The sequence below is a fragment of the Lysinibacillus fusiformis genome, from assembly GCF_003049525.1.
In the GTDB taxonomy this organism is placed as follows: Bacteria; Bacillota; Bacilli; order Bacillales_A; family Planococcaceae; genus Lysinibacillus; species Lysinibacillus fusiformis.
Window position 1 is genome coordinate 329,493 of record NZ_PYWL01000003.1, and the last position, 21,636, is coordinate 351,128.

Below are 21,636 nucleotides of genomic sequence, written 5' to 3' on the forward strand. Positions count from 1 at the left end.
TAGTCGTTCTGTAAAAACAGAACGTCACCTCCTAATTATGAATAAGTAAAAGTAAGGATTGCATTAATGCAATACTTTCAGGCGAAACATTCTTTTTAATAGTTTCAATTTTTTTATCATCTTGCTGGTTCATTTGTTCTAGTAGAGAAGCTACATCATGCTCTAAATCTTGCATTTTTAAACGAAGCATTTGTACATCAATTTCTTCATAGGGAGTGATGTTTAATTCATGTTGGATTTCAACGAGTGAAAGCCCTTGTTGTTTGCGCTGTTCAATGAATTGAAGTCGTTCAATCATGAAGGGATCATAGTAGCGATAATTTGTTGCAGAACGTTCTGCAACCAACAAGCCTATGTTTGTATAATAATCGATTGTTCGTTTTGTAATGCCAGTTTTTTCAGCAAGCTCGCCAATTTTTAATTTCTCTGTCCCAATGCAAACACCTCCAAACCATCACGTTGTACTTTGATTATAACGTGATGGTTTTATTTTATTCAAATAAAAGCACCTAATATTTCAAAATTGTAAGACTTATTATAAAAACCGTTTCTGCCAGTTATCATGGCAGAAACGGTTTTAATGCGTTGACAGTAAATAGGTATCATATAGGTGATGGAGTGCTTCTTCACCATTTTTTTGTAAGAGATTTTCATTATTAAAAATAACGGTCGTTGTAGTTTGAGAGCTATCAATTTTATCATCAATTATTTTGCATGTAACGTCTACAATGCCTGACTCAGCAAGCTTTTCTTTCAACTCATCATCCCATGGCTGATCAGAAAATAGTGGGGGGTGCCAAGTGCCTCTCACATGTAGCTCATTTTTTTCCGGGTCATAATCCCAGCGTATGTCACGTAAAATAGTTTTAAATAGGTCATTAACCGTGAAAGATGTATCTTTATAGTTAATGTCTATAGCGCGTATAGCATGTACATCTCGACTTACTGCACTAGCTGCGGAGTTTGCCGCTGTGTTGATGCCAGAAGCTGCATCTTTAATTTCTGATAATCGATCTCCACAGCCGGTCAGTAGTGCGCAGATGCAAGTCATACAAGCTAATTTTGTCATCCATTTCACAAGTAGTCCCTCCAGTCTAGCAAGTTGTTACTACTATCTTATCGAAAAGAAAAATACGAAGAAAGGGCATGAAAGCGGAAGATTGTGACGGTTTTGCAACGATGCGACCTCCACTCGATTGTTCGTCATTTGGGAGTATAGAAGTATGAAAATTTGGTGAAAAACAAGTAGAAAGGGAGCGGTTTGTGATGAAAATTAATGATGAAATTCTTGATCGTTTAGGAACTTATTTTGTTTATCATGCCGTCTACGATAATTATGGCATTACCTTTGAAAACTTTGTGGAGCGTTGGATACGAGGAATTCTGGAAGTATAGTGAAAATAAGCAGGTCTATCGTCAAACGAACTTGTTTGAACGGCTTCTGCTCCAAGCCTTACCATCCGCTGGTGGCAAATAAAAGAGTCGTGTTCTTTATCTGAACACGACTCTCCTGTATATTATTTGAAATGATTTGTGATAAATTGATTGGCTTCTTGCCAGTTATATACCCTTACAACATTGTCAGGGACAGCAAGACGGTTATAAGGCGTATCAAATAACACGACAGGTATTTTTAGCTCCTCTGCCAGCATAACCGCATTATCGTGCTTATCCTCAAAGAAAGCCTCTACATGATGCTTTTTAGCAACTGCTAATTTATCATGGCTTCCTAAAAGTTCGATATGATCATAGGGGATAGCCTGAGTTTTAAACCAATTCATTGTAATGTCTGCTACATTTTCGCCTCGTGCCGAAATATAGTAGAGCTCATAAGAATTTTGCCAAGCAGTTAGAATGCTTTTTGCATCTTTTGCCACTTCCGACACTTCGTACATATAAGGCTCGTTTTCTTTAAACCAAGTGTTAAAGGCACTACGATCAACAGGGTGCGGAAAGGCTGATAAAAAATCATACTCACAAACATCATCAAGCGTAATATTTACGTTATATTGTTTATTAATATGTGGGATGAGTGTACTTGGACATGTTACAGTCCCATCAATATCAATACCAAAGCGGGGCCTTTTCATGCTAGTACCTCCTTAGGCATTCGCTTTTTGTGCTTCTTCTGCTGCGCGCTTTTCTTCCATCTCTGCCGCTAATTTATCAATTTCTTTTTTCAACTCTTCAACCATTGTTTCTTCAGGGACTTTACGAACAGTTTTCCCCTTCATGAATAACAAGCCCTCACCTCGTGCACCAGCAATACCGATATCTGCTTCACGTGCTTCACCAGGACCGTTTACCGCACAGCCTAATACTGCTACTTTTAAAGGTACCTTCAATTTAGAAATATATTCTTCTACTTCATTCGCAATGGAAATTAAATCAATCTCAATGCGTCCACATGTTGGACAAGAGATCAGTGTTGCCATATTTGAAGCTAGACCAAAGGATTTTAATAGTTCACGTGCTACTTTTATTTCCTCAACAGGGTCTGCTGAAAGTGAAATACGTAATGTGTTACCAATTCCTTTTGATAGGATGGCTCCAAGTCCAGCCGCTGATTTTACAGTACCAGCAAACAGTGTACCTGATTCTGTAATACCTAAATGTAGCGGATAATTAAAAGCCTTAGCTGCTTTTTCATAGGCTTCAATAGCAAGATTTACGTCAGATGCCTTCATCGATACAATAATATCGTGGAAGTCCAAGTCTTCTAAAATTTTAATATGGTGAAGAGCAGACTCAACCATACCATCAGCAGTTGGATAACCGTATTTTTCTAAAATATGACGCTCTAATGAACCAGCATTTACACCAATACGAATTGGAATACCTTTTGCTTTAGCTGCATTCACGACAGCCTCCACTTTTTCTTTACGACCAATATTACCTGGGTTAATACGTACTTTATCGATACCATTTTCAATGGCTTTTAATGCTAATCTATAGTCAAAATGAATATCAGCTACTAATGGAATATGGATACGTTTTTTGATTTCGGCAATTGCATCTGCAGCACGCTCATCTGGAACTGCAACACGAACTATTTGACAGCCTGCTTCTTCAAGTCGAAGAATTTCTGCCACTGTTGCATCTACATCATGTGTTTTTGTTGTACACATACTTTGAATGAATAATTCATTACTACCACCAATTGTTAAGTTACCGACACGTACAGGACGTGTATTTGTACGGTGACAAATTTCACTCATTAACTTTCTCTCCTTTTCGGGCCACTATTTTCAGCCGTCACTGTCATTTATTTTAGCAGTGTAAGAAAATAAGGACAAGGAAGAAACGCTAACTTTTCATTTTCCGCATTTGTTTTCGAATTCAAACGTAAGAGGAAGCTTAATATTTCCACCGGGAATCAATTCCTGTAATTGTAAGTGTGGGTTTAAGTTGTAAAATAATTGTAAGCGTTCTGGGAATGTCATAGGAACTTTTGCAGGGTGTAAGGCAAATAAACTATGAATGGTATCTCCTTCAATAGTTTGTACGGTGATATAATTTGGCTCACGTTGCTGTTCACATTGGCCATTAGTACTTTTGGTTTGTAAACCAGCAAGGGGGATCGAACCCTCAGTTAAATCTACTTTTACGACAAAAGCGATGACGATAATGATAGCTGTTAAGATGAATGCCCGCAAAAAAATCCCTCCTTTTCTACACTATATTTAGAAGAGGTGGGATTCATGCACATTATTTTGAAATTGGTTGTTTTGGATATTTTGTAAAGGCCACAATTAATAGAACGATCGTCAATAATAAAGAAAAAACAGAGATAATCGTACTGTTAATCGGTAAATATTCTGCTAGCATCGACAATAATGTTGCCCACGTAATGGCAAACGTTGTTGTCCGCCAAATATGACGGTATTCACCACGACGTTTCATCACTTTTAAGATAAATAAACCGGCTAAGGCATAGAGAGCAATTTGTGCAAAAATCAGCATGGTTGTAAAGACAAAAAGCATTAAGAACGTAAACGGATATAAGAGCCATTTAATGCCATCTATGTATTCAGTTAAACCATTTAAACTGTTCATATCAATCGTATCAACAGACATACCCGCTGCAAATCTACCTAAAGAGAATACAGTTACAAGGGTAATGAGTAGAAAAGTATATTGAATAACTTTTCCAATAGGTAGTAAACGATAGGCTGCTAGTTTTTTTGGATGAATGAGACTATCGATAAATAGCTGTGAGTGTTTCATACTATATCTCCTCCAAACAATATATTAACATGTTCAAAGAGCATAGGGTATGAAAGAAGTATGAATGAAGGGAGACTTGATGATAAAATGTTAACATTATGTAAAGAAATTAAAGGATTTCTTTACTTTTTGTTTGTAATCAATTAAAGATTAGAAATAGAGTAGTAGAGACGTAGGAATTGGAGCGAAAACAATTGACAATAGATTGGCAAAGCATACTCTTTCAGTTTTTAGGTGGGTTAGGAGTCTTTTTATTTTCCATTAAATTTATGGGTGATGGGCTTCAAAAATCAGCGGATGATCGATTACGCGAATGGTTAAATCGCTTTACAACTAACCCTATCATGGGAGTTTTAGTAGGCATATTTGTAACAATTTGCATTCAGTCAAGCTCTGCAACGACAGTCATTACTGTTGGGTTAGTGAGTGCCGGATTTTTAACGTTACGTCAAGCAATCGGCGTAATTATGGGAGCAAATATTGGTACAACCATTACAGCATTCATTATTGGTATTAATATTGGTATCTATTTTTATCCCTTATTAGCAATCGGGGCAGGCTGTTTATTTTTCTTAAAAAAAGCAACATATCAACATATTGGTCAAATTATATTTGGCTTTGGTGGCTTATTTTTAGGGCTAGAGCTAATGAGTGCAAGTATGCAGTCACTACATCAACTGGCAGATTTTGCATCTCTAACGCTTCATTTAAGTAATCAACCCATTTTAGGTATATTTTTAGGTACCGTTTTTACCTTGCTTGTACAAAGCTCTACGGCCACAGTTGGTGTGCTTCAAGGCTTATATGCTGAGCATTTGATCGGATTGAACAATGCCTTACCGATTTTATTTGGTGAAAATATTGGTACGACGATTACGGCGGTATTAGCGTCACTGGGCGCTTCTATTTATGCAAAACGGGCAGCCGCTGCACATGTACTTTTTAATGTGATCGGTACAATTATTTTCATGATTTTTTTCACCCCATTTATGCAATATGTTCAATGGGTCAGTGGTTTATTTCATTTAGAGCCTCGTATGCAAATTGCAATTGCTCACGGCTCATTTAATGTATTTAATATGATGATTCAACTTCCCTTTATTGCAGGGTTGGCAGCATTAGTTACGAAATTGATACCAGGACATGATGGGCATATCAATGTCACAACTAAGCATTTAGATCCTTCTTTTATTGATTCCTCCCCAGCGATAGCACTTGGCCAAGCCAAAGAGGAAGTATTACGAATGGGTGAGCATGCTTTACGAGGCTTAGAAGAAACATTTCTATATATGAAATCAGGGGAAGCCGAACATATTCCTACAGTTTTACAATTAGAGGCCGGCCTTAATCATCTAGATAATGAAATTACCGATTATTTAGTAATGGTGTCTAAGCAGCCCTTATCTCGTGCAGACTCAGTCAGACATCATACATTATTAACAAATGTGCGAGACTTCGAACGTATTGGTGATCACTTTGAGAATATATTAGAGCTTTTACAATACAAGGATCATCATGAAGTGAGCTTAAGTAAATCGGCACGCCAAGATTTAATTGGCATGTTTAGTTTAGCTATAGAGGCTGTCCGTAAAAGCATAGAGGCTTTAGATACGGCGAGCTTAAGTTTAGCTCAAGAGGTGACAGAGCTTGAAAGCTTGATAGACGATATGGAGGATAAACTTCGTCAGAAACATATTGCACGTTTGAATACGAATGAATGTAGTGGAGCGGCAGGGATTGTCTATATGGACATTGTAAGTAATCTGGAACGTATTGGTGACCATGCGGTTAATATTGCAGATTCAATTTTAGGTATTCGCCATTAACAAAGTGAAACCTTTCACTTTGTTTGTCCGTATGAAAGTCAATGTACGAAAAAGGAGAGAAACTTTATGGAAGTTGTTGGCTGGATTTTAGTAATAGCCTGCTTTATTATTTCATTTGTTGGTTTAGTCTATCCGATTATACCAGGTGTCTTATTTTTAGTCGGAGGATTCCTGCTATATGGCTTATTTTTCTCCTTCGCTGAGTTAAGCTGGTGGTTCTGGGTAATTGAACTATTATTTGTAGTGCTGTTATTTGGTGCGGACACATTGGCCAATGCATTTGGCATTAAAAAGTTTGGCGGCTCCAATGCCGGAATGTGGGGAAGTACTATTGGATTATTAATCGGCCCATTTGTCATCCCTGTGGCTGGGATTTTACTTGGTCCATTTTTAGGGGCAGTTATCGCTGAATTAATTGTAGAGAAGCGAACATTTAGTGAGGCTGTGAAAAGTGGTATTGGCTCATTAGTAGGCTTTTTAACTTCTACTATTGCAAAGGCTGTCATTCAAATCGTGATGATCATTGTATTTTTTATCGCGATTTAATGTTTACATGTGAGGTTTAATGAATGGCACAACCGGGTAAGATAGTAAACGTATTGGTTTTTCAGTCAAAAGGCTGAAATCTTCTAAATGAAGTATTTTTCATTGAATGGTTTGACCAATTTTGATAATCTATTGATGTACTAAATATTTCTTATTTTAGGGAGGAACTTAACAATGGCTTACGAATTACCACAATTAACTTACGCTTACGACGCATTAGAACCACATATCGATGCAAAAACAATGGAAATTCACCATTCTAAACACCACAATACTTATGTAACAAACTTAAACGCAGCAGTAGAAGGCACTGAATTTGCAGAAAAAGACATTAACGACTTAATCGCAAACCTTGATGCTCTTCCAGCTGATAAACAAACTGCTGTACGCAACAACGGTGGCGGACATGCTAACCATACACTATTCTGGGAAGTAATCGCTCCAGGCGGTTCTAATACTCCAGTTGGCGAAGTTGCAAAAGCAATTGATGCGAAATTCGGTTCTTTTGATGCGTTCAAAGAAGAATTTGCAAAAGCTGCTACAACTCGCTTCGGTTCAGGTTGGGCATGGTTAATCGTGGATGGTGACTCAGTTGCTGTTACTTCTACTCCTAACCAAGACTCTCCAGTAATGGAAGGTAAAAAACCAATTCTAGGCTTAGATGTTTGGGAGCACGCATACTACTTAAACTACCAAAACCGTCGTCCAGATTACATCGGCGGATTCTGGAACGTAGTAAACTGGGATGTAGTTGAAGCTAAATTCCAAGCTGCTAAATAATGATTGAATAGAGATGGCTATGCTAAGGTGAGAAATCACTAAGGCATAGCCTTTTTTTATTAGATAAAAGTGCAAAAGAAATGGATAGAACAAAAAGGGCAACCTTTCCACTTTAGATGCCGTCAAATAAATGATGTTTTCCGTAATAATTGTCAAGTGCATGCTTTCCTGTCAAACCTACGAATGGTATACTAAGTATCGTGTATTGAAATGAAAAAATATAAGGAGGGGAATACATATGCGCAAAGCACCAGGGAAAAATCGCGCAGCGAGTGTTAAAGCAAAACATCACTCTAATTTAACATTTCGTATGAATATCCTTTTCTTTGCAATATTTATCGTATTTTCAATGTTGATTTTTAGACTAGGTTATATGCAAATCGTGAAAGGGGAAGAGTATGTACGACTTTTAGAGAGTACAGAAGAAGTTCCTGTCAATACGAGTGTGCCTAGGGGTAGAATGTATGATCGTTACGGTCGTATTTTAGTAGATAATCACCCGGAAAATGCGATTACGTATACGAAAATGCAAACGACTACAACAGATGAAATGCTAAATATAGCTGAAAAGCTGGCACAATTAATTGAACAACCAACGAAACGCGTCACATTGCGTGATAAACAAGATTTTTGGATTATTAAAAATCATGACGCAGCCTACGACAAAGTGACAAAGGCAGAAGAAGCTGAAATTCGAGCAAAAGAAAATATTACGACAAGTCAAATCAATGCAGAGGTTGATAAACTAGTACGTGAACGCATTACGAATGAAGAACTTTTGCAATTGTCAGAGAAGGATTTAGAAGTATTAGCAATCTTTAGAGAGATGACATCTGGTTATAATTTATCACCTCAAATTATAAAAAGTGAAAATGTCTCTGCAGAAGAATTTGCACGTGTCTCCGAGCGTTTAACGGAACTGCCAGGAGTTAACACAACGACAGATTGGAAACGCGTAAAATTATCTTCTCTATCCATTCTTGGCCGTACAACTGTCCCAACAAAAGGGATACCAAAAGAGAAGCTGAATTATTATTTAGCCCGTGATTATTCACGAAATGATCGAGTAGGGGAAAGTTATATTGAGGCGCAATATGAAGAGCTACTACAAGGTCAAAAAACAGTTGTCAAAAATATTACCAATAAAAAAGGGCAGGTAGTCGATACTATTACAACTTATGAAGGTGAGCCTGGTAAAGATTTAATTTTATCACTGGATAGTGAGCTACAGGCTGAAACGGAAAAAATTGTAGAAGAAGAACTGCTTAGTTTAAAAGCTCTTCCTGGATCGTATTTATTAGATCGTGCCTTTTTAATTATGATGGACCCTAATACAGGGGATGTCCTATCTATGGTCGGTAAGAAAATAGAAAAGAATCCTGAAACAGGGAAAAGTGAAATTGTTGATTACGGATACGGAACATTTACGACAGCTTATGAGGCAGGTTCATCTGTTAAGGCAGCAACAGTTCTTACGGGGTACAATCAAGACGTTATCTCGATGGGCACTTCTATGGGAGATGAACCGATTAAATTAGCAGGTACGGATTTTAAAAGTTCGATTTTTAACCGTAGTGGCTATGTTCCAATGAATGATTTAATGGCGCTGGAACGCTCTTCTAACTCCTATATGTTTAAAATTGCACTATTGATTAATAGAACACCTTACAGCTATGGGATGCCATTACGTTTAAAGGATGACACATTCCCGAGAATGCGTAATAATTATGCGCAATTTGGGCTTGGTGTGAAAACAGGCATTGATTTGCCGAATGAATTTGGTGGGGTACGTGGTCCATCAGGTCCAACGATGGGTGGTAAAACACTAGACTTAGCGATTGGTCAGTATGACACTTATACTCCTTTACAATTAGCACAATATATTTCAACAATTGCTAATGGTGGCTACCGTATTCAGCCACATGTTGTGAAAGAAGTTCGTGATCCATCACAGGATGGCAAGCAACTAGGACAATTAGTGACTGAAATAGGACCAACTATTCTTAATCAAATAGATAATCCTAAAGAAGAGATTGACTATGTTAAACAAGGGCTACGTCGTGTATATACTGGATCATATGGTACAGCTCGTGGACAATTTTCAAATGCTCCATTTACTGCAGCAGGGAAAACAGGTACTGCAGAGGTAGTTTATTATGGTCCATTGCGCGAACACTTTGGTACAAATACGATTAACTTAACACATGTTGGCTTTGCACCTTATGAAAACCCTGAAATTGCTTATGCAGTTGTTATTCCTTGGGCAACAACTAATATGAATCAACATTTAGTCAATAACAACCTTATTGCTAGACGTTCTCTAGATAAGTACTTCGAATTAAAAGCAAAATATGAGGCTGAAAAAGTAACAGATAGTAAAGTGAATCAGCCAATTTTACCAGCTACTACAGAGGAAAAAATTGGTGAAGATGAGCAACAATAAGAAAACCGCTAGGCACTGGGATGCCTAGCGGTTATTTTTTTATGGACGAAAATAAGCTTCATGCAGATAACTGGCGGATGGCTAATTCAAATTGCTCTCTTGGTTTTACGCCATACAGCTCTAAATTATGATAGAAATAAGAAGCTACCATAAAATCAATCGCCTCTTGAAGTGTAAATTCTCGATGTTCCATGATTAGTGATAGATAGGTTTTAAAATAATCGGCATTTTGTACGTTTGCATGTTTCATGACAAAGGTCAAACTCCTCATTCATTACGCCTTACCAATATAATGTCCATATCTTCTCGTTGAAAATCTGTGACATCCTCTGAAGGCTTTATCTTTCCCTTCTGTAGAAAGGGGGTATACCTAGCTTATATGTTGGTACAAAAACTTTTACTGAATCAAGATAAAGTAATTCCTGACACAATTGATTATTATAGCATCTTTCAAATAAGAATCAAATTCTAACCTCTCTACACTCAGAAGGTCGCTTCCCTCAAACATAGAAGTGTATGGATTGATCGCTTTCATTGGATGTGGGTGCAGATGTAAGTAGGAAAAAATGCAAAATGTGGGCACAGCTATGACAAAGCGAAGATTAATTGTAAATGCGTCTTTACAATCGTTTACAAAGCATTACATTCCTTTACATCTCTTTTACGAACCGTTTATACGACTTCAACAATCAGTCATTATAGTAAAGATTGTAAGACAAATAACTATAAAACAGTTCATGACGGAGGCAAATGAGATGAAAAAGTGGAAGTACTTAACGATGACAGCAGTAATGGGTTCTGCATTAATGCTAGGTGCATGTGGTAGCGATTCTGCACAAAATGGAAACAATACTGAAACGAACGCACCAGCTAGTTCAGGACAAGAAGCTGCTGATGAAAAGCTACAAGGCTCTGTAGCTGGAGATGGCTCATCAACAGTTGCACCAATTATTGAGGCAGTTGTTGAAGAGTATGCAGGCGCACAACCAGATGTCAAAGTATCAGTGGGGGTTTCTGGTACAGGTGGTGGTTTTGAAAAATTCATCGCAGGTGAAACAGACTTTTCAAATGCATCTCGTAATATAAAAGATGAAGAGAAAGCGAAACTAGGAGAAGCTGGTATTGATTATACTGAGCTAGCTCTAGCATATGATGGTTTATCAGTAGTCGTGAATCCAGAAAATGATTGGGCGAAAGATTTAACAGTAGAACAATTACAAAAGATTTGGATTGAAGATGGGAAAGAGAAAAAATGGTCTGACATTGATCCATCTTGGCCAGATGAGAAAATCGTTTACTATTCACCAGGTACTGATTCAGGCACATACGATTACTTTGATGAAATCATTTTAGATGGAGCGGATCTAGTAAGCTCAGCAACACTATCAGAGGATGATAATATGCTAGTTCAAGGTGTATCAGGTGACAAAAACGCTATCGGATTCTTCGGTTATGCTTACTATCTAGAAAATAAAGATAAATTAAACATTGTCAAAGTAAATGGTGTAGAGCCAAATAATGAAACAATTGAAGCAGGCGAATATACGCCACTTTCACGCCCATTATTCACATATGTGAAAAATAGTGCTATGAAAGATAATGAAGCGGCATATGATTTCATTAAATTTACATTAGAAAACGCAGGTGATATGGCTGAAGCTGTTGGCTATGTTCGTTTACCAGAAGAAAAATATACTGAAGGCTTAAAAACTTTAGAAGGCTTAAAATAAGTAGACATGCATAGAGGGAAAGAGATGTATGCTCTTTCCCTCCCTTATTTGAAAGGAGCTCCCAATGGTTTCTCAAAAGGAAAATAAGACATCATCTGTGCAGCAATTAATTGCAAATTCGCGCAATCATAAAACTAAGAAAATAGTGGAAAAAGCAATGCCAGCTCTATTATTTTCTGCAGCAATTATCTCTATTTTAACGACATTTGGCATTGTTTTCACCCTTATTTTTGAAACGTTTGAATTCTTTAAACGTGTGTCGATAACGGATTTCCTGTTTGGAACGAAGTGGTTACCGTTTTCAGGGAATGAACCGTTGTTTGGGATTTTGCCGTTAATCGCTGGTACATTAAAAGTGACACTTATTGCAGTTGTAGTAGCCGTACCATTTGGAATTGCTTCAGCTATCTATTTAAGTGAATATGCAAGTGAAAAAACAAGACGTACCGTGAAACCTATTTTAGAAGTTTTAGCGGGTGTACCGACGATCGTTTACGGCTTCTTTGCTTTAACGTTTGTCACACCTTTATTACAAGAAATTGTGCCTGGACTTAAATTATTTAATGCACTGAGCCCAGGGATTGTTGTAGGGATTATGATTTTACCAATGATCACTTCTCTATCTGAGGATGCCATGTCATCGGTACCCAATAGTATGCGCGAAGGGGCTTTAGCTCTAGGTGCAACAAAATTTGAGGTAGCGATTAAAGTAGTACTACCTGCTGCACTTTCCGGCATTATCGCATCTATAGTATTAGCTATTTCCCGGGCAATTGGAGAAACGATGATTGTTTCGCTTGCAGGCGGATCAACACCGAAATTTGATCTCAATGTTACGGATTCTATCCAAACAATGACAGCATACATCGTACAAGTTTCAACAGGTGATGCAGGTTATGGAACAACTATTTACTACTCAATCTATTCTGTTGGATTTACACTATTCATCTTTACGCTAGTAATGAATTTACTTGCACACTATATTTCGAAACGCTTCAGGGAGGTTTACTAGATGCGCTATATGGATGACACAGTCGTCATGAAACGAATGACAAAGCGTATTACATTCAATAAAGTTTGGAAAACCTTATTTTTCTTAGCTACTACGTTTGCGCTTGTTACCTTAGCTATTTTGCTTTACCGCATTGTGACACAAGGAATTGATTATTTAAATATTGATTTCTTAATGAATTTTGCATCACGTTTTGCAGATAAAGCAGGTGTCAAAGCGGCCCTAATAGGTTCACTTTGGTTAATGGCAGTTGTAGCGCCAGTATCCATTATTTTAGGTGTAGGTACGGCAATCTATTTAGAGGAATATGCCAAGAAAAATAGAATTAACGACTTTATTCGTATGAATATCTCAAATCTAGCAGGTGTACCTTCCATCGTTTTTGGATTACTAGGTTTAACTATTTTTGTACGCATGATGGGACTAGGCAAAAGTGTTTTAGCTGCTGGCTTAACAATGAGTTTATTAATTTTACCTGTTATTATTGTAGCGGCACAGGAGGCCATTCGTGCAGTACCCAATGAACAACGTGAAGCTTCATATGGGATGGGCGCAACAAAATGGCAAACAATTTTACGAGTGGTTCTTCCAGCCGCTATTCCTGGTATTTTGACAGGAAGTATTTTGGCTATGTCCCGTGCCATTGGGGAGACAGCGCCACTTGTTGTCATCGGAATTCCAGTTATTTTACAATTTTTACCGAATGGTTTACTAAGCCAATTCACAGCCCTACCGATGCAAATCTATGATTGGGCAAAACGTCCGCAAGAAGCATTTCAGTATGTGGCCGCAGCTGGTATTTTAGTGCTTATGACTGTTCTTCTATTGATGAACTCTATTGCCATCTTTATTCGAAATAAATTCCAAAAACGTTATTAATGAGGTGACCTTATGGTACTGGATTTTAAAGAGGAAAAAACAATTGTCAAATTGAATCAAGCGACGACGAAATCTTCCGCTGATATAGCGAAAAATATTGTTTATGATACACGTAACTTGAATTTATGGTACGGTGATCATCAAGGCCTAAAAGATATTAATTTAAGTATTTATGAAAATGAAGTGACGGCAATTATCGGGCCTTCTGGCTGTGGTAAATCTACGTATTTAAAAACATTAAACAGAATGGTAGAGCTTGTTCCTAGCGTTCGTACATCTGGTGAAATTTTATACCGTGAGCGTAATATTTTAAATAAAAACTATACGGTAGAGGAATTAAGAACACGCGTAGGAATGGTGTTCCAAAAGCCAAATCCGTTCCCAAAATCTATTTATGATAATATTGCGTACGGACCAAGAATTCATGGCATTAAAAATAAAAAGATTTTAGATGAAATAGTTGAAAAGTCTCTGAGAGGGGCTGCCATTTGGGATGAGGTCAAAGATCGTTTAAATCAAAATGCCTACGGTTTATCTGGTGGTCAGCAACAGCGTATTTGTATTGCAAGATGCTTAGCGATTGAACCAGATGTCATTCTAATGGATGAGCCAACATCTGCATTAGACCCTATTTCTACACTAAAAGTGGAAGAGCTTGTGCAAGAGTTGAAAAAAGACTATTCCATTATCATTGTGACCCATAATATGCAGCAAGCTGCACGTATCTCTGATCGTACAGCGTTCTTCCTGAGTGGAGAAGTTGTAGAATACGATAAAACAGATATCATCTTCCAAACACCATCAGATCAACGTACGGAAGATTATATTTCAGGACGTTTCGGCTAAGGAGGAGCAATCGATGGTAGTACGTGAACGTTTTGAACAGGAGTTAAAAGAAGTTCAGGGGCAATTTATGGCACTTGCCAATAGCAGTATTTTCGCCTTAAAAACGTCCTTTGAGGCGTTAGTGGAACAGAATTTAGAAAAAGCTTTGAAAATACTTGAAGACGATTTAATCATAAACCGGCTTGAAGAAGAAATAAATGACCATGTAATCCTTATGATTGCTAAACAACAACCTGTAGCAACCGATTTACGTCGTCTCATGGTCCTTGTGAAAGCAGCAGCAGATATGGAAAGAGTGGGCGATTATGCGGTGAATATCGCCAAAGAAGCGATTCGAATTGGAAAAGAACCGATTGTGTTCCCTATGACAAATCTACAAACGATGTGCAATAAAACTGTAGAAATGCTAGAGAGCATCATGAAGGCCTTTACAGAGGAAGATACTGTTCGTGCTAAAGAAATCGCTGAACTAGATGATTATGTGGATGATTTATATGGAGCTACGGTTACACTCTTGCTACGTGCAGGCGTTGAAGACCCCGCACATATTTCTCAAATTACTCATCTAACATTTATTTGCCGATATTTAGAGCGTTCTGCCGATCATGCTACTAATATCGCTGAACACCTTTTTTACTTAGTGAAAGGCAAGCATTATGAATTAAATAATTAGGAAGAAGAGCTACTTGCTAGCTCTTCTTTTCTTTTGAAAAAAATGATTAGCAGCAGCAACATTGTGTTTTTATGTGGCGTCTATATAGCGAGTGTTTTGTATTGTCAAAAAAAATTTTTGGTTATACTATAGACAATATCCAAAAAAATGTGGTGCTTAGGAGGTGCTGCTTCGTGAAAGACCCGATAGAATCACTCATAGAAAAATTCGATCAAGATTTGTCACTAGAACAACGTAATTATTTACGATTTCTCTATGAAAACTTACATCTTGAGGAATTAAGCAAAAGGGAACAACATTATTTTATCGACTATTTTTTTAAGAGTGAACCATTACGAAATATGGCAGCATTTGCACTAGAATTGGCAGACATTCTGCATGAAATTCGGGAAAATATTCCTGCTATTGAGAAGGCTGAGAGAATGGCTAATGGTAAGGAGCAGCGTTTGTATTACGAACGGAAATGGTCAGAGCTGAGACGTCAAAAGCTTAAACAGCAAACAACAAAGAATGGCAATATTTTTTATGTACCCTTTCATGACTATAAACAGGATCCTGGGCCCATGATTATTTGTTTAGAGCAGACGACTGGGATGGAAGCTTATTCTGAGCTGTGTAAAAGCATGATATTACCGTTATTTATGGATGCCCATCGCGAAAATCGCGATTTATATATTATCCCTTATGGTCAGCAAATCGATGTTCACTATCGCTTTGAAAATGGTCATTTAAATTTAACGGATTTTAAGAGCTTTATTGAATATAAAGCTAAAGGCGAAGCTGAGCTTTTACCTGTTCTACAGTTTGTCAGATCATTACTGCATGAAAATCAACTTGGCTCTGAAGCGGAAGTCATTATATTTACAGAGGGCACTCCTATAGATGGACAGCATCTTGTCAGTAAGCAAGCAAAAGCGATGCTAGAGGAAATGAAACGAAAATACCTTGCTGAGTTTTCTGTCATTGCAATGCATGAAGATAATTTTAATAAACAACAATTTTGGTTTGCCAATAAGGCTTTTTTTGCGGATGATGCAATACAATAACAGAAAGGGGCTAACCTTTACGGAAGGTCAGCTCCTTTTTATTGGAGATACATAGGTATTAAAAGGAGACATACATGGATTCATTACATTGGATTTTACCTAAATTTACAGTCCCTACTTGGATGGATGTTTTAATAGCAATCATTATTTGTATAGTTGGCTGGCTGATTCAACGATTCATCATAAAAAAAATAATTAATCGTCTGGTCATCTTTTTAAGAAATCGTCAACGAAATTTCCAAGCAAATGTGCTTGCACAATTTAGTAAAGCCATTGGCTATGCATTTATGACGGCAGTCATTGTGCTAAGCTTATCTTATTTAATAGAAGTTCCTTTATTTACGCATAAATCAACGAAAAATTTTATACTGTCTATTATGGTGTTTTTTGCTTTTAAGGGCGTATATGATGTTTTAAATTTCTATACAAAGCAGCCACTTCAATTAACAAGTGAAGAGGACCAAAATGTACTATTACCTTTTTTCCTACGAATTGGTAAAGTAATCATTATGATTTTTGCCATGTTTACAATTGCCTCATTTTGGAACTTTAATCTGAATGGCTTTTTAACAGGGATTGGCTTAACAGGAGTAGCGATTGCTTTTGGGATTCGCGATACATTAGCTCATGTGTTTGGTGGTATGTCCGTGGCGCTTGACAATCCCTTTCAAATTGGGGATTGGATTGCGACCGAAGATCAAAAAATTGAAGGAACCATTGAGGATATTAATCTTCGCAGTACGTTAATTCAAACAGGGGATAAAGGGCTTGTCTATGTGCCGAACTCTTATTTGGTTAATCGACCTATTTACAACTTATCGAGACGAGAAAAGCGTAAATGCGAACAATTTTTATATGTAGCTGCTACCAATGAAGAAGACATATTACGCAGTGCCTTAACGGCTATTCATAAGGGAATTTATTTACATGCTAACACAGAGAAAGACATGATCCATGTTTATATCGATGAATTTCATCATGATAGTTATCGTGTGCTTATTCGTTTCTTCGTCGCTACAAATGATACAGCCGTCATGCTAGAAGTACGCCAGGAAATCTTCTTTGCCATCCGCCAAATCATGGAGGAGCTATCCATTACTTTAGCATCCCCAGATGAGGATGAGGAACCAAGAAGGAAAAAATAAATTGAATTGTAAGATAGTTTGCATTACAATATAATCTAGCAATCAGCGCTGATGAAGAGTAGTAGCTATTAGTATTTGTCATAGAGAGCTAGTGGTTGGTGGAAACTAGTACAAATAAATGGTGAATGGACTTCGGAGCTCTAATCCAGAATGGCAGTATGGATTAGCGTATGCCTACGTTATAAGGCTTAGAGAGGGTCTACTTAGTAGACCAATGAAGGTGGCACCACGGCTTTTCCGTCCTTTTGTGATGGAAAGGCCTTTTTATATGCATTTGGTGTAGAAGAGCAGAGCATAGAGAAGGAGAGAAGAGAATGACAGTTGAGCTTAGAAAGTATGCCATGAAAGTATTACAGGGAGATATGATGACCCCTATTTCTGTCTATCAATCATTGAGAGGGCAGCATAAAATGTTGTTCGAATCGTCAGCCAAGCATGAGGAAAGTGGACGTTACTCCTTTATTGCAGTGGATCCAGTGGCTGAATTAAAAGGAAATAATGATGCGTATACCTTTCTTAAAGGGGAGGAAAAGGAAAAATCGAATGGGAATGTGCTCGATTATTTAAAGCAAGTGATGCCATTCCATGAAGAAACTTATCCATTCCACTTTTTTGGAGGCGCCATTGGTTTCTTTGGATATGAAACAGCTTTTTATACAGAAGAAATAGGAGAATATTTACAGGATGAATTAGCCATGCCGGATGTTCATGTTTTGTTCTATGATACATTTATTGTATTTGATCATGTGACACAGGAACTTACATTGGCTTCAATAGATTTATTTAAAGAAGGGCGTTCCTTAGAGGAAATGGAAGAGGCTATTTCAACGATGGAGCGGCAGCTTTATATGGGGACAACATTTGATGCCATGAAGGTAGATAGTCTTGATTTTAAGCCAATGATATCAAAGGAGCAATTTGTCACATTAGTGGAGCGTGCAAAGCAGCATATATTAAAAGGGGATATTTTCCAAATTGTGCTATCACAGCGCTTCTCAGCCTCGTTTACAGGCTCACCTTTTGCGCTATATCGGCAATTACGCACATCCAATCCCTCTCCATATATGTTCTACATGGATTATGGATCCTATATTATTTTAGGAACATCACCAGAAAGCCTTGTAAAGGTTAAAAATCGGCAGGTGACGACAAATCCAATCGCAGGCACCAAGCCTCGTGGTGAGACAATGGAGCAGGATGAAGCCATTGCAAATGCCCTATTGGAGGATGAAAAAGAAGTGGCGGAACATCGTATGCTAGTGGATTTAGGCCGCAATGATCTTGGCCGAATTGCAAAAGTGGGTTCTGTAAAGCTGAAGAAATTCATGAATATTGAACGCTATAAATATGTCATGCATATTGTGTCTGAGGTAGTAGCGGACCTACGAGATGATCTCCATGTTTTGGATGTCCTTCGTGCTTGTTTACCTGCGGGTACAGTGTCAGGAGCACCAAAGATTCGTGCGATGCAGCTTATAAATGGATTAGAGCCTGTAAAGCGTGGCGTCTATGCGGGAGCTGTTGGTTATATATCTACGACAGGCGATATGGATTTAGCCCTTGCTATTCGTACCATGATCATCAAAGATGAGAAAGCTCATGTACAGGCAGGAGCGGGTATTGTTCACGATTCGGTCCCATTATCTGAATATGAAGAAACACTTAATAAAGCTCGAGCACTATTGGAGGTAAAAAAATGATTTTAATAATTGATAATTATGATTCTTTTACCTACAATCTATTTCAACAAATAAGTATGCTTGGGAAAAACGTTAAAGTCGTGAGGAATGATGCAATTACAATAGAAGAAATTCAAAAAATGTCACCAGAAGCTATTGTTTTATCTCCCGGTCCAGGAACACCAGCCGAAGCAGGTATCACGGTTAATGTGATCGAGGAGCTATATCAAAAATTTCCTATATTAGGAATTTGTCTTGGACATCAATCCATTGGGTTCGCATTTGGAGCAAACATCGTGCAGGCTCAAACGATCATGCATGGCAAGCTGTCACCTCTACAATATGAACAAACAGGTTTATTTGCACAATTAGATGGAGATATTCAAGTAATGCGCTATCATTCTCTAGTTATTGAAGAACCTTCATTACACAGTGATTTTAACATTATCGCAACAGCGAGTGATGACGGAGAGATTATGGCTATCCAACACAAAAAATATCCTCTTTACGGTCTGCAATTTCATCCTGAATCAATCGGCACGAAAGAAGGAAGTAGGATGATGCAAGCCTTCTTTGAAAGTATTGCTTAAATAAAAAGGCTGTCGCCTCCTTAATTTGGATGTGGCGACAGCTTTTCTTTATTGCTTTTTACCTGTAATTAACTTCGCAATTTCCTCTAAAGACATGGAGGAATTGACTTCGTAGGACCCAATTTGCAAGCTTCGTGCATATTTTGCGTTTGCGAGTAGTAACTCCATTTCTACGCTGTTAGAAATAATGCCACCATCCTCTAGCTTTTGGGCCACAATATACGGTGTAATCCCACTATATATTTGCAATGTCATTGTTGTATCATCCGCATTGGTATCTTCTTTAACAGACGGTTCTGAAGAATCAGCAGTAGTAGTTTCTTCAGTAGTATGTACTTGTTTTTTTAACGCAGCAATTTCTTGATTAGCCTGATTGAGCTTATTTTGCAATTCTTCAACCTGCTGCTGATTGGAAGAATCTTTTTCAGGGAGCCCAATGTTCACATCGAAGCGGCTTGCAAGAGCAAGTATGGCACCGACTAGGAAAATGGCTACGCCAAATGAGCGGATGGAAGACTTGTTCATAAATTAACGACCCCCATTTGCAATCACTTGACGAACTTGTTCTTCTGTTAAATTTGAACGGATACTAATATCTCCTACAGAAAGTCCTTGTTTATTCAATTCCAGCACCTGACTTACGATAATTTGATGAATCGGCTTTGCTTGTGATGGATTAGGCGTTACTTTTGAAGCTTGTGCGGCTTGTTGGACAGCTTGCATAACTTGTTGAACTTTAGGATTTTGTATGCTAGGACTAGGTGTTGATTTTGATTTTACTTGAAACTCTGGTTCTAATAGTAGCTCTTCCTCTACAATTTTTAAACGGCGCTTTAAATTATTCGTTTCTTGGAATATGGAGATAGATAATTCTTCGACATCCTTCTCGACTTTTTTCGAGCTATTTTTGAAAAAGAACGATACTATAATCAAAAGAATCCCGAAACTCATTAGTATGATGGATAAATCCAATAGCTTCACCTCGTGTAGTATGTAATTATAAGATATTTTACCATATGCAAACTTAATATGAAATGAAGGTAGATTTTTTTTCAGTTTGTGTTATAATAGGTTAGTCGTATAAATCATGCTCAAATTTAAATTCTTGATATAGAGTGGGAGGGTTAATGATGCGCGTAAACATTACTTTAGCTTGCACAGATTGCGGCGAACGTAACTACATTTCTAAAAAGAACAAGCGTAACAATCCAGAGCGTCTTGAACTTAAAAAATATTGCTCTCGCGAGAAGAAATACACTCTTCACCGTGAAACTAAGTAATCGCTCATTAAGCCAAAACCACAAGTGGTTTTGGCTTTCTACATTTTATGAATGATTGAAGTTTTACTATATAGGAGGTAGCCTGCATGGATAAAACAACATTACGGAACAAGGTACGAGAAACACTTGCGATAATGAATGATGAAGTTTATCGCAGACAATCTAAAGCTGTAGTGCAAAGAGTGCTACAGGAACCATATATAATAGAAGCAAATACGATCGGCATTACCATTTCAAATCAGCCAGAAGTCGACACCATTCTTTTAATTGAAGAACTATGGCAGCTTGGGAAAAAGGTCGCTGTGCCAAAGTGCCACCCCAAAACAAGAGAAATGACATTTTACGCCATTGAATCATTTGCTCAGCTCGAAACAGTATATATGCATTTGCGTGAGCCTATTCCTGAACGATGTGAGTTAGTTGACGCAAATGAGATGGATATCATCTTAGTACCAGGGGTTGTTTTTGATCGGTTAGGCTATCGAATAGGGTATGGCGGTGGTTATTATGATCGCTATGTATTAAACTATAAAAAGGGTAAATTGATGTCATTACTTTTTGACGAGCAGATCGTTAATCGTGTTCCTACTGAAGAACATGATTGCCCTGTAGACATCATAGTGACACCGACAGAACGTATTGACTGTCTAGCACATCGAGGAGCGAACGAAAATGGATAAAATGTTAGATATTTATGAACTCTTGAAAACGTATGGTACTTTTATTTATACACGGGACCCTATTGGTGATTTGATGTTAATGGAGGATGAAATAAAAGAGCTCTATAAAGCGAATGTACTAGACATAAAAGATTACCAAATGGCATTATTACTAATTCGACAAGAAACAACAAGACTTCGTATAGAAGAGAATAAAAAGTAATGTTTGAAATATAATGTAATGGGGTATTGTAAAATTAATGTAACATGTATGT

The 21,636-nt window shown here is 37.6% G+C and carries 26 protein-coding genes and 1 other annotated feature; of the genes, 17 read left to right on the top strand and 9 right to left on the bottom strand.

The annotated features are described in order from the left end of the window. Positions 1–31 precede the first annotated feature (31 nt). On the bottom strand, positions 32–436 hold the full coding sequence (locus C9J29_RS10505; RefSeq protein ID WP_307723792.1) for a MerR family transcriptional regulator: 405 nt from the start codon (positions 434–436) through the stop codon (positions 32–34). 141 nt (positions 437–577) lie between these two features. Continuing rightward, on the bottom strand, positions 578–1,069 hold the full coding sequence (locus C9J29_RS10510; protein WP_216604735.1) for a hypothetical protein: 492 nt from the start codon (positions 1,067–1,069) through the stop codon (positions 578–580). 197 nt (positions 1,070–1,266) lie between these two features. On the opposite strand from C9J29_RS10510, the gene C9J29_RS24945 reads away from it, so the two are divergent. Then, the gene (locus C9J29_RS24945) at positions 1,267–1,395 is read left to right on the top strand and encodes a hypothetical protein (RefSeq protein ID WP_008178349.1); all 129 of its coding nucleotides are present in this window, start codon (positions 1,267–1,269) and stop codon (positions 1,393–1,395) included. Between the two features lie 122 nt (positions 1,396–1,517). Here the strand turns inward: C9J29_RS24945 and C9J29_RS10515 are convergent, their stop codons facing one another. From C9J29_RS10515 to C9J29_RS10530, 4 genes are all read right to left on the bottom strand, one after another. Then, positions 1,518–2,090 (bottom strand): 5' nucleotidase, NT5C type, encoded by a 573-nt coding sequence (locus C9J29_RS10515; protein WP_107922118.1) that lies wholly within the window; start codon positions 2,088–2,090, stop codon positions 1,518–1,520. A gap of 12 nt (positions 2,091–2,102) precedes the next feature. After that, complete coding sequence (gene ispG, locus C9J29_RS10520) at positions 2,103–3,218, bottom strand: flavodoxin-dependent (E)-4-hydroxy-3-methylbut-2-enyl-diphosphate synthase (protein WP_008178346.1); 1,116 nt, start codon at positions 3,216–3,218, stop codon at positions 2,103–2,105. A gap of 96 nt (positions 3,219–3,314) precedes the next feature. Then, positions 3,315–3,656 carry a hypothetical protein gene (locus C9J29_RS10525; protein WP_008178345.1) on the bottom strand — a complete coding sequence of 114 codons (342 nt, stop codon included), beginning with the start codon at positions 3,654–3,656 and terminating at the stop codon, positions 3,315–3,317. A gap of 52 nt (positions 3,657–3,708) precedes the next feature. Further along, positions 3,709–4,227 carry a DUF1189 family protein gene (locus C9J29_RS10530; RefSeq protein ID WP_008178344.1) on the bottom strand — a complete coding sequence of 173 codons (519 nt, stop codon included), beginning with the start codon at positions 4,225–4,227 and terminating at the stop codon, positions 3,709–3,711. 194 nt (positions 4,228–4,421) lie between these two features. Here C9J29_RS10530 and C9J29_RS10535 point away from each other — a divergent pair, with 194 nt between their 5' ends. The 4 genes from C9J29_RS10535 (at position 4,422) to C9J29_RS10550 (ending at position 9,822) form a co-directional block, all read left to right on the top strand. Beyond that, on the top strand, positions 4,422–6,053 hold the full coding sequence (locus C9J29_RS10535) for a Na/Pi cotransporter family protein (RefSeq protein ID WP_036127105.1): 1,632 nt from the start codon (positions 4,422–4,424) through the stop codon (positions 6,051–6,053). Between the two features lie 66 nt (positions 6,054–6,119). Beyond that, entirely contained in the window at positions 6,120–6,599 is a 480-nt protein-coding gene (locus C9J29_RS10540; protein WP_036127103.1) for a DUF456 domain-containing protein, read from the top strand. A 174-nt stretch (positions 6,600–6,773) separates the two neighbouring features. After that, positions 6,774–7,379, top strand: coding sequence for a superoxide dismutase (locus C9J29_RS10545; RefSeq protein WP_008178341.1), 606 nt, complete (start codon positions 6,774–6,776; stop codon positions 7,377–7,379). A gap of 238 nt (positions 7,380–7,617) precedes the next feature. Continuing rightward, positions 7,618–9,822, top strand: coding sequence for a peptidoglycan D,D-transpeptidase FtsI family protein (locus C9J29_RS10550; protein WP_107922119.1), 2,205 nt, complete (start codon positions 7,618–7,620; stop codon positions 9,820–9,822). Between the two features lie 58 nt (positions 9,823–9,880). Here C9J29_RS10550 and C9J29_RS10555 read toward each other — a convergent pair whose 3' ends face one another. Continuing rightward, positions 9,881–10,072 carry a hypothetical protein gene (locus C9J29_RS10555; protein WP_036221493.1) on the bottom strand — a complete coding sequence of 64 codons (192 nt, stop codon included), beginning with the start codon at positions 10,070–10,072 and terminating at the stop codon, positions 9,881–9,883. Positions 10,073–10,577: 505 nt separating this feature from the next. Here C9J29_RS10555 and C9J29_RS10560 point away from each other — a divergent pair. From C9J29_RS10560 to C9J29_RS10600, 9 genes are all read left to right on the top strand, one after another. Beyond that, positions 10,578–11,552: a PstS family phosphate ABC transporter substrate-binding protein gene (locus C9J29_RS10560; RefSeq protein ID WP_031416968.1), complete on the top strand. Its 975-nt coding sequence runs from the start codon at positions 10,578–10,580 to the stop codon at positions 11,550–11,552. Positions 11,553–11,616: 64 nt separating this feature from the next. Further along, entirely contained in the window at positions 11,617–12,564 is a 948-nt protein-coding gene (gene pstC, locus C9J29_RS10565; RefSeq protein WP_008178337.1) for a phosphate ABC transporter permease subunit PstC, read from the top strand. Beyond that, positions 12,565–13,443 (top strand): phosphate ABC transporter permease PstA, encoded by an 879-nt coding sequence (gene pstA / locus C9J29_RS10570; RefSeq protein WP_036127097.1) that lies wholly within the window; start codon positions 12,565–12,567, stop codon positions 13,441–13,443. Positions 13,444–13,455: 12 nt separating this feature from the next. Next, on the top strand, positions 13,456–14,289 hold the full coding sequence (gene pstB, locus C9J29_RS10575) for a phosphate ABC transporter ATP-binding protein PstB (RefSeq protein ID WP_008178335.1): 834 nt from the start codon (positions 13,456–13,458) through the stop codon (positions 14,287–14,289). Between the two features lie 13 nt (positions 14,290–14,302). Further along, a complete protein-coding gene (gene phoU, locus C9J29_RS10580; RefSeq protein WP_008178334.1) occupies positions 14,303–14,962 on the top strand; it encodes a phosphate signaling complex protein PhoU in 660 nt (219 codons plus the stop codon). Between the two features lie 173 nt (positions 14,963–15,135). Then, positions 15,136–16,008 (top strand): vWA domain-containing protein, encoded by an 873-nt coding sequence (locus C9J29_RS10585; protein ID WP_089986120.1) that lies wholly within the window; start codon positions 15,136–15,138, stop codon positions 16,006–16,008. 74 nt (positions 16,009–16,082) lie between these two features. Beyond that, positions 16,083–17,153 carry a mechanosensitive ion channel family protein gene (locus C9J29_RS10590; RefSeq protein ID WP_107922120.1) on the top strand — a complete coding sequence of 357 codons (1,071 nt, stop codon included), beginning with the start codon at positions 16,083–16,085 and terminating at the stop codon, positions 17,151–17,153. 39 nt (positions 17,154–17,192) lie between these two features. Continuing rightward, positions 17,193–17,401 (top strand) — a binding site (T-box leader). A gap of 66 nt (positions 17,402–17,467) precedes the next feature. Then, entirely contained in the window at positions 17,468–18,853 is a 1,386-nt protein-coding gene (gene trpE / locus C9J29_RS10595; protein WP_107922121.1) for an anthranilate synthase component I, read from the top strand. Continuing rightward, entirely contained in the window at positions 18,850–19,422 is a 573-nt protein-coding gene (locus C9J29_RS10600; RefSeq protein ID WP_089986118.1) for an anthranilate synthase component II, read from the top strand. The genes trpE and C9J29_RS10600 overlap by 4 nt, the downstream gene beginning before the upstream one ends. A 48-nt stretch (positions 19,423–19,470) precedes the next feature. On the opposite strand, the gene C9J29_RS10605 is transcribed toward C9J29_RS10600, so the two are convergent. Further along, on the bottom strand, positions 19,471–19,947 hold the full coding sequence (locus C9J29_RS10605; protein WP_089986117.1) for a hypothetical protein: 477 nt from the start codon (positions 19,945–19,947) through the stop codon (positions 19,471–19,473). 3 nt (positions 19,948–19,950) lie between these two features. Continuing rightward, entirely contained in the window at positions 19,951–20,403 is a 453-nt protein-coding gene (locus C9J29_RS10610) for a hypothetical protein (RefSeq protein ID WP_237068805.1), read from the bottom strand. A 149-nt stretch (positions 20,404–20,552) separates the two neighbouring features. On the opposite strand from C9J29_RS10610, the gene rpmG reads away from it, so the two are divergent. The 3 genes from rpmG to C9J29_RS10625 all read left to right on the top strand — a co-directional run bounded on the left by rpmG (position 20,553) and on the right by C9J29_RS10625 (position 21,584). Further along, positions 20,553–20,702, top strand: a complete 150-nt coding sequence (gene rpmG, locus C9J29_RS10615) for a 50S ribosomal protein L33 (protein ID WP_008408521.1) — start codon at positions 20,553–20,555, stop codon at positions 20,700–20,702. 86 nt (positions 20,703–20,788) lie between these two features. Continuing rightward, on the top strand, positions 20,789–21,382 hold the full coding sequence (locus tag C9J29_RS10620) for a 5-formyltetrahydrofolate cyclo-ligase (RefSeq protein WP_107922122.1): 594 nt from the start codon (positions 20,789–20,791) through the stop codon (positions 21,380–21,382). Further along, positions 21,375–21,584, top strand: a complete 210-nt coding sequence (locus C9J29_RS10625; protein WP_008181996.1) for a YqgQ family protein — start codon at positions 21,375–21,377, stop codon at positions 21,582–21,584. The genes C9J29_RS10620 and C9J29_RS10625 overlap by 8 nt, the downstream gene beginning before the upstream one ends. Positions 21,585–21,636 lie beyond the last annotated feature (52 nt).